12 protein-coding genes are annotated in these 15,307 nt (G+C 61.5%); 2 read left to right on the top strand and 10 right to left on the bottom strand.

The features are described 5' to 3' along the window. The coding region (locus AC13QO_RS29100; protein WP_488542656.1) for a DUF4347 domain-containing protein at nucleotides 1-2,268 on the bottom strand (2,268 nt) is incomplete at its 3' end. A 593-nt stretch (nucleotides 2,269-2,861) separates the two neighbouring features. Between AC13QO_RS29100 and AC13QO_RS29095 the strand changes: the two genes are divergently transcribed. Both AC13QO_RS29095 and AC13QO_RS29090 read left to right on the top strand, forming a co-directional pair. After that, a complete protein-coding gene (locus AC13QO_RS29095; protein WP_488542655.1) occupies nucleotides 2,862-3,320 on the top strand; it encodes a hypothetical protein in 459 nt (152 codons plus the stop codon). Then, nucleotides 3,317-3,607, top strand: coding sequence for a type II toxin-antitoxin system RelE/ParE family toxin (locus AC13QO_RS29090; protein WP_488542654.1), 291 nt, complete (start codon nucleotides 3,317-3,319; stop codon nucleotides 3,605-3,607). The genes AC13QO_RS29095 and AC13QO_RS29090 overlap by 4 nt, the downstream gene beginning before the upstream one ends. A gap of 7 nt (nucleotides 3,608-3,614) precedes the next feature. Here AC13QO_RS29090 and AC13QO_RS29085 read toward each other — a convergent pair whose 3' ends face one another. From AC13QO_RS29085 to AC13QO_RS29045, 9 genes are all read right to left on the bottom strand, one after another. Then, entirely contained in the window at nucleotides 3,615-4,082 is a 468-nt protein-coding gene (locus AC13QO_RS29085) for a cyclic nucleotide-binding domain-containing protein (RefSeq protein WP_004679746.1), read from the bottom strand. A 97-nt stretch (nucleotides 4,083-4,179) separates the two neighbouring features. Beyond that, the gene (locus AC13QO_RS29080; protein ID WP_488542653.1) at nucleotides 4,180-6,894 is read right to left on the bottom strand and encodes an ABC transporter transmembrane domain-containing protein; all 2,715 of its coding nucleotides are present in this window, start codon (nucleotides 6,892-6,894) and stop codon (nucleotides 4,180-4,182) included. Between the two features lie 182 nt (nucleotides 6,895-7,076). Beyond that, nucleotides 7,077-8,237: a glycosyltransferase family protein gene (locus tag AC13QO_RS29075; RefSeq protein ID WP_488542652.1), complete on the bottom strand. Its 1,161-nt coding sequence runs from the start codon at nucleotides 8,235-8,237 to the stop codon at nucleotides 7,077-7,079. Beyond that, nucleotides 8,219-9,466: a glycosyltransferase family 4 protein gene (locus AC13QO_RS29070; protein ID WP_430959316.1), complete on the bottom strand. Its 1,248-nt coding sequence runs from the start codon at nucleotides 9,464-9,466 to the stop codon at nucleotides 8,219-8,221. Before AC13QO_RS29070 ends, AC13QO_RS29075 begins: the two co-directional genes overlap by 19 nt. 9 nt (nucleotides 9,467-9,475) lie before the next feature. Then, nucleotides 9,476-10,684, bottom strand: coding sequence for a glycosyltransferase family protein (locus AC13QO_RS29065; protein ID WP_488542651.1), 1,209 nt, complete (start codon nucleotides 10,682-10,684; stop codon nucleotides 9,476-9,478). A 97-nt stretch (nucleotides 10,685-10,781) separates the two neighbouring features. Then, on the bottom strand, nucleotides 10,782-11,954 hold the full coding sequence (locus AC13QO_RS29060; protein WP_488542650.1) for an ABC transporter permease: 1,173 nt from the start codon (nucleotides 11,952-11,954) through the stop codon (nucleotides 10,782-10,784). Next, nucleotides 11,954-12,952 carry an ABC transporter permease gene (locus AC13QO_RS29055; RefSeq protein ID WP_488542649.1) on the bottom strand — a complete coding sequence of 333 codons (999 nt, stop codon included), beginning with the start codon at nucleotides 12,950-12,952 and terminating at the stop codon, nucleotides 11,954-11,956. The genes AC13QO_RS29060 and AC13QO_RS29055 overlap by 1 nt, the downstream gene beginning before the upstream one ends. 3 nt (nucleotides 12,953-12,955) lie before the next feature. Beyond that, nucleotides 12,956-14,863 (bottom strand): ABC transporter substrate-binding protein, encoded by a 1,908-nt coding sequence (locus AC13QO_RS29050; RefSeq protein WP_488542648.1) that lies wholly within the window; start codon nucleotides 14,861-14,863, stop codon nucleotides 12,956-12,958. Beyond that, on the bottom strand, nucleotides 14,863-15,307 hold a 445-nt coding region (locus AC13QO_RS29045), incomplete at its 5' end, for an ABC transporter ATP-binding protein (RefSeq protein WP_488542647.1). The genes AC13QO_RS29050 and AC13QO_RS29045, both read right to left, overlap by 1 nt.

The following is a 15,307-nucleotide window of genomic DNA, read 5'->3' as shown; positions in this document are numbered from 1 at the left end:
GGCTCCAAAGAACGCACCCGCAGCGCCATCGATGAAGTCGTTACCGGCGCCGCCCGACAGAACGTCGTTGCCGGCGCCGCCGCTGATGCTGTCGTTGCCAGTGCCACCGGTGATGGTGTCCGCACCCGAGCTACCGGTGATGCTGAAGCCTTCGGTCTGACTTGACAGGTTGATAACAACGCCAGCCAACGCAGCGGCGGCGGAAATGGCCTCGGCGCCGGAAAGCTGGCTGTCATTGCGACCATTCAGACCGGTGGATGTCGAAGTGAGATTGACCGTGTCGCTGCCACTGCCGAGGTTGACGGTCGTAAATCCGTTCATTTCGGTGCCGGTGAGCGTCACAGTGTCACTGCCAGAGGAACCGTTTAGAGTCTGAAGGTTGGTCAAAGTTCCGGTAGTGAAGTTGTTGGTGCCTGCCACAAAAAGTATATTGGCGCCAGCTCCGCCATTGATCGATTCCGCACTAGTGAAATCGCCGTTGTTGACGACAAATGTGTCGTCCCCGCCGCCGCCCACCAGCGTATCAACCCCCGAGCCGCCGGTGATGATGTCCGCACTCGAGCCACCGGTGATGGTGTCCGCACCCGAGCTGCCGGTGATGCTGAAAGCTTCGGCCTGACTTGACAGGTTGATAACAACGCCGGCCAACGCAGCGGCGGCGGAAATGGCGTCGACGCCGGAAAGCTGGCTGTCGTTGCGGCCGTTCAGACCGGTGGATGTCGAAGTGAGATTGACCGTATCGCTGCCACTGCCGAGGTTGACGGTCGTAAATCCGTTCATTTCGGTGCCGGTGAGCGTCACAGTGTCACTGCCAGAGGAACCGTTCAGGATCCGGAGGTTGGTCAACGTGCCGGTGGTGAAATTGTTGGTGCCTGCCACCAAAAGTATATTGGCGCCAGCTCCGCCATCGATCGATTCCGCACCTGTAAAGTCGCCGTTGTTGATGACAAATGTGTCGTCACCGCCGCCGCCCACCAGTGTATCCACCCCCGAGCCGCCGGTGATGATGTCCGTACTCGAGCTGCCGGTGATGGTGTCCGCGCCCGATGTACCATTTATTGCGATGATGTCGTTAACACTGTTGCCCCATGCCGAACTGCCGTTGCCACCGAATGTCCAAGCCGCCGCACTGAAGTTCGAAGCGTTTTGAATAATGACGGTCTGATTTCCGGTCGAACCACGCAAGTCGAGCGACAACGACAAGCCCGTTGCACTAAACTGATTTGCATTGAAAGTAACGGCAGTTCCACTGCTCGAAATGGAAAGAATTTCCATGGACAGGAGACTACCTGCCGGGAGGACGGAAAAATCAGCTGTTGCCGCAACATTCAAAGTGTCGATACCGCCGCGGCCATCGAAGACGTCACTCGATTGCACCGTACCGGCACCTATTTTGAAGGTGTCGGCCCCAGGACCTCCAACCTGGTTATCCTGGCCGGCTGTGGCGCTGAAATTCGACAAGACGCCTTGGTAGGCGGCTAGACCAGAACGAGTGAGGGGTGGTGTAGATGCCGCGTTCCCGAATTGCAGGTCAAGACACCATGAGCCCCCAAGGGATACTGCGCCAATGAAGCCAGATGCTGCGGCAACGGAGCGGTTCAAGCAGCTATGAAGGAATTCGGCGAAACGCCTACCGACGTCGTTTTTGCCGGTGGCGCAGCACCATAATTGCATGCTGCCATTTTCGCCCAGCGCCGCGCTGATTTTGGCTAATGATTCGGTCGAGCCGGCAACATCGCGCTCTGAGAGGGTCCCAGACGAGAACCTTATTTCACCCGGAGCGCCGTGCGCTACGACATGAACTCTGTCAAGGTGGCTGTAGGCAGACAGGTGACGTGCCATCTGGCGAATGGCAGGTTCCCCATTGGATAAAACAATAGCCTCGACTTCTCGGCGCAGACCGCCAAGGAAGGTTTCCAGGTCGTTGATGCCTTGGTCAATGAAGGCGATTTCGCGCGGCGCCTTAAGAACCTGGTTCTTCGTCGCCGTGCCGGCAATCGCCGAGTTGTCAGGCGCGCGACCGTCCGCGCGGAGCGATACAACGCTACTGAAATTCGGTGCTGGCAAGTATGACCCAGCGCTCGCGCGCACCGTAGTCATACTTGCGCGCGCAGCGTCAAGGTAGGATCTGCCGCTCGATGGCAATGACGTCAGAACAGAACCTGAAACTATCTCGTCCTGGTTCAATCCGATCAACATGATATTGGAAAGTTGATCCTTGAAACGAACTGAGGTGATTTCGTTGATCTTTAGCAATTTGTTCGGCATAGCATACCCCCTGAGGACAACAGGAAGACTTGCTCGGCGCTGACGGTAGCTCGGAGTTTGCGGCGTGCTAAGGTAATTCTTGCCCGCCAAGGCATGCGTCCACACAGTTGAGCGGCGTTAGCCACTCAAAACTCTCCTATCCGAAGTTACCCCGTGGAGTGCGTCCCCCAGCTTACTTCTAGAATATTAGAAATACATCAATCATCGCAGTAAGTCCAATAACCAGTTCGGTAGTAAACGCTATCGGAAAGACAACAAACATAATCCGTTCCAGGAAAGTTCTACGATGTCATAAGCATCACATGGGCATGCCCGTCACTGGTTGAGATTGGTAGCTACGGCAATTGAGCAGGTGGGGCGGTGGTGGGGCTCACCCAGACGGAACTGGCTTCCATGCTCGGCGAATTCCAGTCGTTCGCACGGCTGGAATGTTCAACCCCGGTTAGGCTGGGGTGAGGGGCAGCCACCGGCGAACCGAACAGTCGTGGCCTTGCTCACATCCACCGTGCCGACCATAGTGCAATTTCAATTATCGAACGCATTGCAATCTATAATTAATTGCATATTATCTTCGCGACCAGCGAGGATGGGCCATGACCGCAGAAACCATCGATCATTCCACCCTTTCCCGCCTTGTCGAAGCAGGGGCGGTGGACGCTGCTCATGTTGTCGGGAAAACAGGCGGCTGGTCCATTGTCATCCGCTACGGCAAGGCCGAGCGCCCGCTCGCCGCCCAACGCAGCCGGCAGGTGCGTCTGTTCAAGCGAATGGACACTCTGGTTTCCTATCTCAAGGATGTCGGCATTTCGCAGTTCGATGTCGATGCCGGTGATTACGCGCCTGAAAAGGCTTCTCGTCCCGATCGTGCGGAAGCTCTGCGTCGGACTCACGAGGCGGCGGAATACGACAAGTGGTTCCGCGAGCAGGTCGAAGAGGCGATCCGGGAAGCGGACGATCCGAACACGGTCTGGATCCCGCACGACGTCGTCAAGGAAGAGATGGCGCGCGAACGGGCGGATCTGGTGGCGCGGCTTAAGGGCAAAGCCAAGTGAAGCTCTTCTGGCGTGCGAAAGCTGAATCAGATCGCAAGAAAGCAATTCAGTTTATCGCCGACCAGAATGTCGCCGCCGCGATAAGCCAGCTTGATGAGATCGAGCGCCAAACCGATTTGCTCATCGATCAGCCGGAGATCGGCAGGCCCGGACGCATTAATGGAACGCGTGAGCTGGTAATTTCACGCACACCTTTTATCCTGATCTATCGTGTTCGCCAGAAAATCAAACAAGTGGAAATTTTGCGCCTTGTGCACGGCGCGCAGAAATGGCCGCGGAAATCTTGATTTGATCTTACTGCGCCATCTGGGGCTGCTTTGCCGCTCGCGCTGCCGTCAGTTCCGCGGTCGTGTGGTTCAGCCGGTCGGCGAGCACGCGCATGATTTCCACGGCCATTTCCGGGAAATCGCTGAGCAGCTTTAAAAAGTGCTCTTTGCTGATGCGCAATACTTCGAGGGGCGAGGTGGCCCGCACTGTCGCCGTGCGTGAGACATCGCAGAGAATGGCGATTTCGCCGACGATGGAATTGAGCTCGACGTCGGCGACCTTGATCTCGCCTGCCGGCGAGGAGACGATGATGTCGGCGCTGCCGGAAAGGATGACATAGGCGGCATCGCCGACATCACCCTGGTGGAAGAGATCCTGACCGGCTTTGTAGGTCATGCGGTCGGAGGTGAAGGCCAAAAGCTTGAGTTTCGCTGGTGCAATCCTTGAAAAGATCGGCACCCGGCGCAGCATTTCGACTTCGTCTCTCAACAGCATGAGCGTTTCAATCCCCTGACGCAGGGTTCTTGGAACCAGGCGCCTCAATTCCGGGCGTTCCCCCGGGAACGCCTACCATCGCCGCCCCAGTAGAATATTACGATAACAGTTCCTTGAACATACCGTTTTTCTCGGAAAGTTCCGGATAGTTTCCGGCCTCCGCCAGCCCGCCGCGGTCGAAGAGTAGGATCCGGTCGAACATTTCGGCAAGCCGCGCATTCGAAAGCACCCAGATGATCGCCGGGCGCTCACCTTCCTTATGCAGGTCTTCGATGATGTTGCGGGTGATCTGATCCTGAACGCGCTGGTCGAGTGCCGACAGCGGCCGGTTGAAGACGAAATAGTCCGAGCGCTTCAGAAGCGCGCGGGCCAGGTTCAGCTTCTGGCGCTGCACCATGGTCAGCCGCTTGCCGCCGGAGCCGACGTCGAATTCGAGGCCGATCGACAGGACATCGTCATAAAGGTCGAGTGCGTCGAAGAGCTCGCCCATGATGGCGCGGATGCGGTCGGAGGCGTCGGCCTGCTGATAGGCGATACGGCCGAAGAGCACATTGTCCATCAGGCTTGCAGACGGGGTGAAGCGCTCGGCGTCGTAGCGCTCGATCAGCTCGGCGAGATCGGCCGGAATATGCGCATGGAACTGCTTGCGGGCGCTGACAATCTTGTCCATCAGTTCGTTGGTCAATAGGCCGAAGCGATGGCGCGGCTCAATATAGGCGAAGCTCAGCCGGATGATGGCGGAGCGCTCCTCAGGTGTTGCATCCTCGAAGCGGCGGCTTTGCAGCTTCTGCAGCAGCGCCTGATAAGTCGGAATGTCGTCCGCCGTCATGAAGGTCAGCTGCTGAAAGAAAGGATGATCCGGCGGCAGGTCATGGAAGAGTTCGACGGCGTTTTCGGCGATCTCGAGGCCCATGGCGTAGAGATCGGTGCTGAGGCCCGTCTCGCGGAACAGCTGCTGGAAATAGGGATGGGCGGCAAGCCGGCGATTGGTCATCAGCGGCCGCTTCATCGTGCCGAAGAGCAGGTTTTCACCGACCGTCGCCTGGGCGTTGTAGGCGTCAAAATCGAAAGGCACGACGATGCCGTCAAGACCTTCGTCGCGCAGCCGGTCGCGCAGCGACGCGCGCAGCGCCACGACATGGTCGCTGACCGCCACATGCACCTCGGTATTGACGTTCGAGCGCAGCGCCAGGTCAAGGATGTCCTGCGAAATCTGCACGGCGTCGAGCACCGGCCGGATCGCTTTCAGGAGATCGTCCGGTCCATTGGCGCCGGCCGCCTGGTAATCCACCCAATCACTGTTGAGGTCGAGCGTCGGGTTGCCGGCCTTCACCGCCTCGATGGAATGCCATTTATACTCCTGCGCTTCCTTCTCGTCGTAGACGGCGTCGATCATCGGCGCGTGCTTGAGGCCGTAGAGCAGATTGCTTGCGAGCGTGCCATGGAAGAAGAAGGTGTCGGCCGAGGCATAGGAGATGCGGCGGCCGGTGATCGATTCCGGCAGCTCGAGCAGGTCGCGTCCGTCGATGGTGATGCGGCCGGAGTCGGGCCAGATCATCCGGCCGAGCGCTTCGGCGAAGGCTTCGGCGCCGCTGCCGTTCGGACCGACGATCGCAACCGTCTCATTCGGCTTGATTTCGACCGAGACGTGGTCGACGAGGCGGGCGCCGCTGTCGTCGGAGAGCGTCAGATTGGTGACGACGAGTGCGCTGGTCAGTGGGCCCACGGGTGCGGTCGCCAATTCCTGGATGTGGCTGTCGATCAAGGGCTCGACGTTGAACTGCTCGTAGACCTGCTGGTATTTCACCTGCACGTCCTGGCGCATCTGGTCCCAGTCGATCAGCTCCTTCAGCGGCCCGGGCAGGTCTTTGTAGGCTGATATGACGGCGACGAGCTGGCCGATGTCGAGCCGGCCCTGCAGCGCGAGATAACCGCCGATCGCGTAGAACAGGAAAGGCGTGACCTGAGCGAGAAAGTTATTGATGAACTTCACCAGGAACTTCCATTGGTAAAGGTCGTAGCGGATCGAGAAGATGCGGCCCAGCCGCCAGGCGATATCGGCGCGTTCGAGGTTGGATGTGTCGTTGCCGTGGATCGTGCCGATGCCCTCGACGATTTCGCCGACGCGGCCGGAAAGCTCGCGCGCCGTCAGCTGCCGCTGGCGGCCGAGATCCAGCAGGCGCTTGCGCATGCGCGGGATGACGACCGCCTGGACGCCGACGATGGCGGCGGCGATCATGCCGAGCCAGAAATTCTGCACGATGATGAAGGCGAGCGCGGTGATCGCCTGGCCGCCGAGCAGGGCAGGCGAGACGAAGGCGTCGCCGGTGAAGCCGCCCATCGGCTCCACCTCGTCCTTGATCATCGTGGCGATCTCGGCCGATTTCACCCGCTTGAAATGGGCCGGCGGAAACCGCAGCACCCGGTCGATCAGTTCGAAGCGGATGCGCCGCAGCATGCGTTCGCCGAGCCGGCCCTTATAGGTGTTGATGTAGAACTTGAAGAGCCCGTTCAGTACCACCAGCGCCAGGAATACCAGACTGAGAGCCATCAGCATCTGGAAACGGTCGAGCTGCACGCCCTTGAAGAATTCAACATGGCCGATCAGCGGAATGTCATAGGCGATATGCATGAAGGTCTGGGTTGCGCCGGGGCCTTCAAAGCCGTCGCCCTGGATCGGTCCGTTGACGATCTGCTTCGGCAGATCGAAGGACAGGAAATAGGGGATCATCGAGGCCGCGACGACGGCCAGGATCCACAGCTGCTGCAGCCGCGTGTTCTTCCAGATATAGCGGGCGAGGCTCTTTTCCATGGCTAACCGTCAGCGTGCTGGGAAATTCCGAAGGCGCGATCCGGGCGCGGGGAGGGCAGGAATTGTCGAGAACAGGACCATGCAGCCGGACCGCCGATATCGCAATGAAAACAAGGCGAAGGGACCGGCTGCAGAAAGGCCGATTCTCGCCGGAACTCTGCTTATATCACAGGACTTTTAAATTAGGCGAGCGATTCGGCAATCAGCGAGCGAATGATGGCAGCCGTCTTCTCCGCCCCGTCGAGATCGAGCGAGACCGGCTCGTGCCGAGGCGCTGCCAGCGCCTTTTCGACAGCCTCTTTCACATGGGCCGAGGTCAGCCCCTGTTCCGGCAGGATATCGGCAAGACCCAGCGCCTGCAGCCGTTCGGCGCGCACCGTCTGTTCGGTCTCGCCGCCGGCGACGAAAGGAATGAGGATCGGCCGACACTCGTTGCGCAAGAGGTCGCCGACCGTGTTGTAGCCGGCCTGCGAGATCGATACCCTGGCGCCGCGCAAGAGCGAAGGAAAATCCCTGCGGAAGCGCACCAGCGTCACATTCGGGGCTGCGTCCCGCGACAGTCTGGCGAAATCGGCCTGCGGCAGGTTGGGACCCGAGATCAGCAGCCAGCGAAGATCGCCCGGCAGCAGCGCCGCCGCCTCCTTCGCCGCGCCGATCAGCTCGGCGCCGACCGCGCCGCCGCCGGCCGATGCGATGATGTCGAAGGTTTCCGTCGGTTCGGGCGCCGGCAGCGGCGCGACGAGGCCGGTATAACGCAGCTTGTCGGCGATCTCAGGCGTCAGCGGGAAAGTATCCTCGAGCCTGACGAAGCCGGGATCGCCGTGGACGAGCACGGCGTCGAAATGATCCCTGACCAGCGCCACGGTCTCCTGGTCGCGGCCGGCCTTGCGGTTTTCCTGCAGGATGTCGCGCACCGAGCTGACGAGTTTTGGCCGCGGTTCGGCCTCTTCGATCGCTTGAAGCAGGGGCAGGAGTTCGAAGCGCATCTGCCGCCGGCCGAAGGGGAAGGCCTCGATGATAACGACATCGGGCCTTGCGGCATGGAAGGCGTCGAGCAGCAAGTTCCGGCGAGCGGCCAGGAATTCTTCGCCGGCCGGCCGGCCATCAGCATCGGCAAGGCCGGAGAAACCGGCATTGCTGGCGACGACCGCCGGCAGGGCGACGGTCTTCACACCCTCGCCGGGAAAACCCGGCACCGGCAGGCCGCCGGTCACGACGGTGACGTCGAAGCCGTCCCTGACGAGTGCATTGGCGATGCGGCTGGCGCGGGCGATGTGGCCGATGCCGAGCAGATGCTGGACATAGAAAAAGATGCGCGGTGCCATCATGACGCCTTCTGCCATTCGGCCTCGAACAGGCCGGCGAGCTGTCTGATGCTGGAATGATAATCGAAGTCCTCGCGCACCCGCCTTTCGGCGGTGTCGCCGAGGCGCTGGCGCAGCGCCGGGTCGCGGATCACCGCCTCCAGCGCGCTGGCGAGCAGCGCCGGATTCTCCGGCGGCACGACGAGGCCGTTCTCGCCGTCCGTCAGCAGCTCGGGCACGCCGGATACCGTGGTGGAGATGCAGACGAGGCGCTGGCTCGAGGCCTCGACCAGCACGTTCGGCAAACCGTCGCGGTCGCCGTTGGCGGCGATGCGGCAGGCGAGCGCAAAGAGATCGGCGCGGCGGTAGTGATCGAGCACGTCTTCCTGTGCCATGGCGCCCTTCCAGACAATGCGGCCGGAGAGGCCGAGCTCGGCTGCGAGCGCCTTCAGCCTGGCAAGCTCGTCGCCGCCGCCAATATGCTCCATGCGCCAATGGAGATCAGCCGGCAGCAGCGCCAGCGCCCGCAGCAACACGTCGTAGCCTTTCTTCTCGACCGCGCGGCCGACGCTGAGAATGAAGGCCGGATCGGCCGGGTCGTTGCCGGTTCTCTCGGAATGTGCGCCGGAAAAATGGCCGAAGCGGGCGAGATCGAGGCCGTGATAGCTCAAATGTATGGCCTGCTTGCGCGATGTCAGCATGCGCATGTGTTCGTAGCCGGTCCGGGTGCAGGTGACGGTCCAGCGGGCGCTCTTCAGCTTTTCCTTCAATTCCCAGTCGGGCGAGGTCCATATGTCCTTGGCATGGGCCGAACAGGTCCAGGGCGTGCCCGTCAGGATGCTGGTATATTCCGTCACCGAGGCCGGCGTATGGATGAAATGGGCATGCAGCCACTCGCCGCCGTCAGGCCACTCGCGCGCCAGCACCAGCGCTTGGCCGAGGCGACGGAAGCGGTTGCGGGAGAGGTCGCGCTTGAGGTCGGCAAAGAAGCGTTTGATCAGCGCTTTGAAGCGGGGTTTGCCGTAGGCGGCGGCGAGGCCTTTCAGCACGCGGATCGGCTCCTCGTGCAAATATTCCGGCAGATAGACGACAGGCGCCTTGATCTCGTCATGCACCGGATGGCGCTTCTTGTCGGTCGGTCGGCGCATGGAAATCAGCGTCAGGTCGAAGCCGGCCCGTTCGAGGCCGAGCAGTTCCTGGGCGATGAAGGTCTCGGAAAGGCGGGGATAGCCTTTCAGCACGACGAGGATCTTGCGGCGTGGCGGCAAGGCTGTGCCCTATTCTGCGCCGACGACGGCAAGGTGGGTGGCGCGGCCGTCGAGCCATCGGCCGACAGTCTGCGAGATGTGGTCCAGCCCTTCGAGATGCATATTGCTGCCGCTTCTCGACGGCGGCAGCCGGGAGGGCAGGCGCTTCAGCGCCGCGGCCATGATGGCCGAATCGGCCGATTGGTCCGGCAGCAGCATGTCGACGAGGCCTAGCTCACTTGCCCGCTTTGCGCGCAGCAGCTGTTCCTCGCGCGGCTTGACGCGCGGCACGATAAGGGCCGGCTTGTCGAAGGAGAGGATCTCGCAATAGGTGTTGTAGCCGCCCATGGCGACGACGCCGGTGGCGCCGGCGATCAACTCTTCCATATGATTGTCGAACTCGATCACCTCTATATAGGGAATGGCTTCGCCCTTCTGCACCAGCTTGGCGCGCTCGGCGGCCGGCATATAGGGCCCGAGCACGACGAGCGCCTTCTGCGTCAGCGTCGGATCGGCCTCGTAGGCGTTCATGACGTCGTGGACGAGATCGGAGCCGTCGCCGCCGCCGCCTGTGGTGACGAGCAGGTAATTGTCCTTGCGGGCGTTGATCGAGCTCTTGCCCTTGGAAACGCTGCGCTGCAGGAAGCCGACAAAATCCATTTTCCGGCGCAGACTGGCCGGCACGTCGAGACCAATTAGCGGATCGTAGAAGTCAGGCGGGCCGTAGACCCAGACGCTGTCGTAATATTGGTCGATCTTCTGCATAATGCTGTTTTTCTTCCACTCGGCCTCGAGCAGATGCGGCGCGTCCATGATCTCGCGCAGGCCGAGCACCAGCACGGTGCCGCGGGCCTTGAGATAGGCGAGCGTATCCTCGACCTCGCCCTTCAATCCCATCGGCTCCTTGTCGACGATGAAGATATCCGGCTGGAAGGTCTCGGCCGTATGGCGGATGCTCGATTCGCGCATCTTCAGCGTCTCGTGGAGATCGATATGGCTGGCGAGCGACGTATATTCGCCGTTGCGCAGCTTGATGACGCTCGGGATCTTCACGAAGTCGACGCGGGCGCGGTAATCGAAGGCGCCGGCGATCGTCGCCCCCGAAATGATCAGGATGTTGAGGCCGCGATAGTCTTCGACCAGCGCATGGGCGATGGTGCGACAGCGCCTGAGGTGGCCGAGGCCGAACGTGTCGTGGCTGTACATGAGGATGCGAGCATCTTCGAGACGTCTGGCCATGGGTGTTCCCTCCGGGGTGAACAACATGAATTAGTACCCCCACCGTCCGGAGGCCAAGAGGCGGGCGCGGTGCCGGAAGGCGCCGCCGAGCTTCCCGCTATTTGTAGGGATCTGCCGCATCGCGCAAGCCGTCTCCCAGAAAGTTGAACGCCAAAATGACAAGAACAACAGGAATGATCGGAAAGAGCAGCCAAGGATAGAAGGCGATGACGCTGACGCTTTTTGCCTCGGTCAGCAGAATGCCCCAGCTGGTGATCGGCGGCCGAAGGCCGAGGCCGAGGAAGGAGAGCGCGGTCTCGCCGAGGATCATGCCGGGGATCGAAATCGTCGCCGAAGCGATGAGATGCGACATGAAGCCCGGGACCAGATGGCGGCCGATGATGCGCGGCGTGCTGGCGCCCATCAGCTGCGCTGCCTGTACGTAATCCTCCTCACGCAGTGCGAGAAGCTTGGAGCGCACGGCCCGCGCCAGCCCGGTCCAGTCGATGATGCCGAGGATGACGGTGATGCCGAAATAGATGACGATCGGACTCCAGGTCACCGGCATGATGGCGGCGAGCGCCATCCACAGCGGCAGGCTCGGCAGCGATTGCAGCACCTCGATCAGGCGCTGGACGATGAGGTCGAAGACGCCGCCCCAGTAGCCGGCAAGGCCGCCGATGACGATGCCGAGGACGAAGCTGATCGAAATGCCGATCAGGCCGATCGTCAGCGATATGCGCGCGCCGTAGAGGATGCGCGACAGCACGTCGCGGCCGAGCCGGTCGGTGCCGAGCAGGAACATCTGGCCGCCGATCGCGGGGCAGACGAGATGATAGTCCGTGGCGACGAGGCCCCAGAACTTATAGGAATCGCCGCGGCAGAAGAAGCGGATCGGCTGCACGTCGTTCGGCCTGTCGGTATAGACGCGGTGCAGCGTGTCGAGATCGAGCGTCATGCTGCGGCCGTAGACGAAGGGACCGACGAACTCGCCCTTGTCGAAGAAATGGACGCGCTGGGGTGGCGCGTGGATGAAATCGACATTGCGCGTGTGCAGGCCGTAGGGCGCCAGGAACTCGACGATCAGGATCATCAGGTAGATGGCGGCAAGGAAGATGCCGGAGATCAAGGCGAGCCTGTGCTGCTTGAACTTCCACCACATCAGCTGTTTCTGCGAGGCCAGATGGATGCGCGATTGCGCCGCCGTCATGCTCTCGGTCGCGTGCGGATCGAAGGGCGCGGTGGAGACGTAGTGCGGCAGCGGCGCGCCGGGCGCGGGAAGGGGCGACATTATTTGGTGCTCCTGCCTTGCAGTCGGATGCGGGGATCGAGGAAGCCGAGGGCGATATCGGAGATCAGCACGCCGATGACGTTGAGGAAAGCGAGGAACATCAGGAAGGAGCCGGCCAGATACATGTCCTGGCTCTGCAGCGCCTTGATCAGCATCGGCCCGGTCGTCTCCAGCGACAGGACGATGGCGACGATCTCGGCGCCCGAGATGATCGACGGCAGAATCGAGCCGATGTCGGCGATGAAGAAATTGAGCGCCATGCGCAGCGGATATTTGACCAGCGCCCGCATCGGATGCAGGCCCTTGGCGCGGGCCGTCGTCACATATTGCTTCTGCATCTCGTCGAGAAGATTGGCGCGCAGCCGCCGGATCATGCCGGCCGTGCCGGCCGTGCCGACGATGATGACGGGGATCCAGAGATGGGCAAGGATCGACTTCGCCTTTTCCCAGCTCATCGGCGCGTTGAGATATTGCTGGTCCATCAGGTGGCCGATCGACAGCCCGAACCAGACATTGGCGAAATACATCAGGATCAGGGCCAGCATGAAGTTCGGAACAGCGATGCCGAGCAGGCCGAGAAAGGTCAGCCCGTAATCGCCCCAGCTATACTGATGCGTCGCCGAATAGATGCCGATCGGAAAGGCGATCAGCCAGGTGAGCAGGATCGTCGTGAAGGAGACGAGGATCGTCAGCCACAGCCGTTCGCCGACGACGTCCGAGACTGGCAGCTGGTATTCGAAGGAATAGCCGAAATCGCCGTGCAGCATGCCGGTGACCCAGTAAAAGTAGCGCACGATTTCCGGCTTGTCGAAGCCGTATTGCTCCCGCATTTCCTCGATTTCCTGGAGATTGGCGGTCTCGCCAGAGGCGCGCAGCTCGGCGATCTGGCTCTCGAAGAAGTCGCCGGGCGGCAGCTCGATGATCGTGAAGACAAGCGCCGAAATGACGAAGAGCGTCGGCACCATGGCGGCGATGCGCCAGAGAATATATCTGAGCACGCCTCAGGCCTCCTTGTACCAGAAAACATCCGGCATGTAGACGCCGAGATAGGAGGTGGGATCGAAGCCGTAGAGTGCTCTCTCCGGCAGGTTCTGCAGCTTGGCGGCGCGAAGGATCGGCTGCAGCGTGCTGTTGATGAGGCCGATAGAGAAGACCTGCTGCGTATAGAGCGACAGCATTTTGTGCCAGATCGCCTGACGCTCCTCGAACTTCGCCGTCGAGCCCCATTGGCCGAGCAGGTCCACCAGCTCTGCAGCTTCCGGCAGGTCTGGTGCGACGCCTTCCTGGCCGGCGGAGAGATAATGCATGCCCCAGAGCGGCCATTGCAGCTGATCGTCGAGCGTCGGCGCAAGACCGGACGGCGACATGTCGGCCGTCGGCACGCCGTTGTCGAGACCATACCAGATCGACATCATGATCGTGCCGCTCATGGCGCGGTTGCGGAAGACGTCGCGCTGCGAGGTGCGGGTATAAAGCGCAAGGCCGATATCGGCCCAGTGATCGTGCACCAGTTCCAGCACGTCGGTATCGAGATTGCTTTCGCCGGCGGTCTCGACGGTGATCTCGGCGCGCCGTCCGTCAGGCAGCAGCCTTATGCCGTCGTCGCCGCGCTTGGCTAGGCCAAGCTCGTCGAGCAGGCGGTTGGCCTCATCGGGATCGAACTTCACGAAGGCGTCGGCATATTCCTGCTTGAAGAGCGGGCTGTCGGGCAGCACGGTATCGGCGCTCGGAGTGCCCAAGCCATAGAAGGCGACCATGTTGATCTCGTGCCGGTTGATCGCCAGCGACAGCGCCCGGCGCAGCCGCGCGTCGCGGAAAAGGCCGCGCCACACCTCGTCGGCGCAGTTGAGATTCGGCAAGAGCGTGATGCGCGAGCCGCGCGCGACCTTCCAGAGATTGACCTTTACGGGAAAGCGCTTCTCCGCCTCTTTAAGGAAGGTGTAGTCGTTGAAATCGATGCCGGTCGCCTGCAGGTCGGCCTCGCCCGCACCCGCTTTGGCGGCGATGATCGACGAGGAAGAGACGTTGAGGACGAAACGGTCGAGATAGGGAAGCTGCCTGCCGTTTTCGTCGACGCGATGAAAGAACGGGTTGCGCTCGAAGACGAACTGCTCGGCTGGCAGCGCCGTCGTATTGTGCCAGGGATCCAGCGTCGGCAGGTTGGGATTCTCAGGCCGGTAGGAGCGCGCCATCTTGATGTGCAGGTCCTGCCATTTCTTGGCGCGGTTGGCCTGCATCATCTGTTCCATCTTCGCCTGGTCGGGCTGATACTTCTTGTGGAACTGCTTGAGATAATGCGCCGGCCCGAAGATGACGAGGGGTTGCGGGCCTGCCAAGCTCGGCAGGAACATCGGGTTGGGTTTTTCCCAGGTATAACGCACCGTCAGCGGATCGAGCATCTCGAAGCGCGGCAGGCTGCCGTGTGGACGAAGCTCGAGCGCACCGCCGCCGGGTGTTAGCTTGTCGTTGAGGATGACGTCTTCCCACCAGTAGCGGAAATCATCGGCGGTGAACGGCGCTCCGTCCGACCATTTATGGCCCTCGCGCAGCGTGAAGGTGAAGACCGTGTCTTCCTCGGAACGGAAATCAGCCAGAATGTCGGGCTGGAACTGCAGGTGCTTGTCGTAGCCGATCAGGCGGGCATAGCCGTAGATCGTCATGAAGCGAATGTCGCGCTGGCTGCCGATGATGGTGCGCACCGTGCCGCCATAGGCGCCGGGTTCGAGCCCCATCTCCTTCAGGTTGAAGATGCGCGGGCGCAGCGGAATGCGCTCTGCCATCGGCGGCAGGCTGCCTGATGCCAGCCGCTCCTTGAGGAATTCCGGCTCGCCGGCCTGCTCGGCCCGCAGCACTGCGGGCGCGATCGCAGCACCGACGAGGCCGCCCAGAAAGGTGCGACGCGTCACCATCAGCGCAACTCCCGGATATCGGCGCCCTTGCGGGCGCGCACCAGATGGCCGTCGCCGAGATCGGCATAGGCAAGCTCGGCCGCGTCGTCATGCTCGGCGGTGAAGGTCTTGCCCCAGTTCTGCTTGTCAGCGGCGCCGTTTTCCCGGAGCGCCTGGAAATCGAGCGGCCGGTCGAGATCGGGGAAGGGGACGGCGGCGAGCAGCGATTTCGTATAGGGGTGCACCGGATCGCGCAGAATGATCTCGCGTGGCGCGATCTCGACGATACGGCCCTTGCACATGACGGCGATGCGGTCGGCCATGTAGTCGACGACGGCGAGATTGTGTGAGATGAACAGATAGGTCAGCCCCAGCTCCTTCTGCAGGTCCTTCAAGAGGTTGAGGATCTGCGCCTGAACGGAGACGTCGAGCGCCGAGACCGGCTCGTCGAGGATGACAAGCTTC

Source organism: Rhizobium sp. CNPSo 3670, assembly GCF_057784555.1.
The sequence above is the reverse complement of the archived record's forward strand: the minus strand, read 5'-3'. Positions and strand labels throughout refer to the sequence as shown.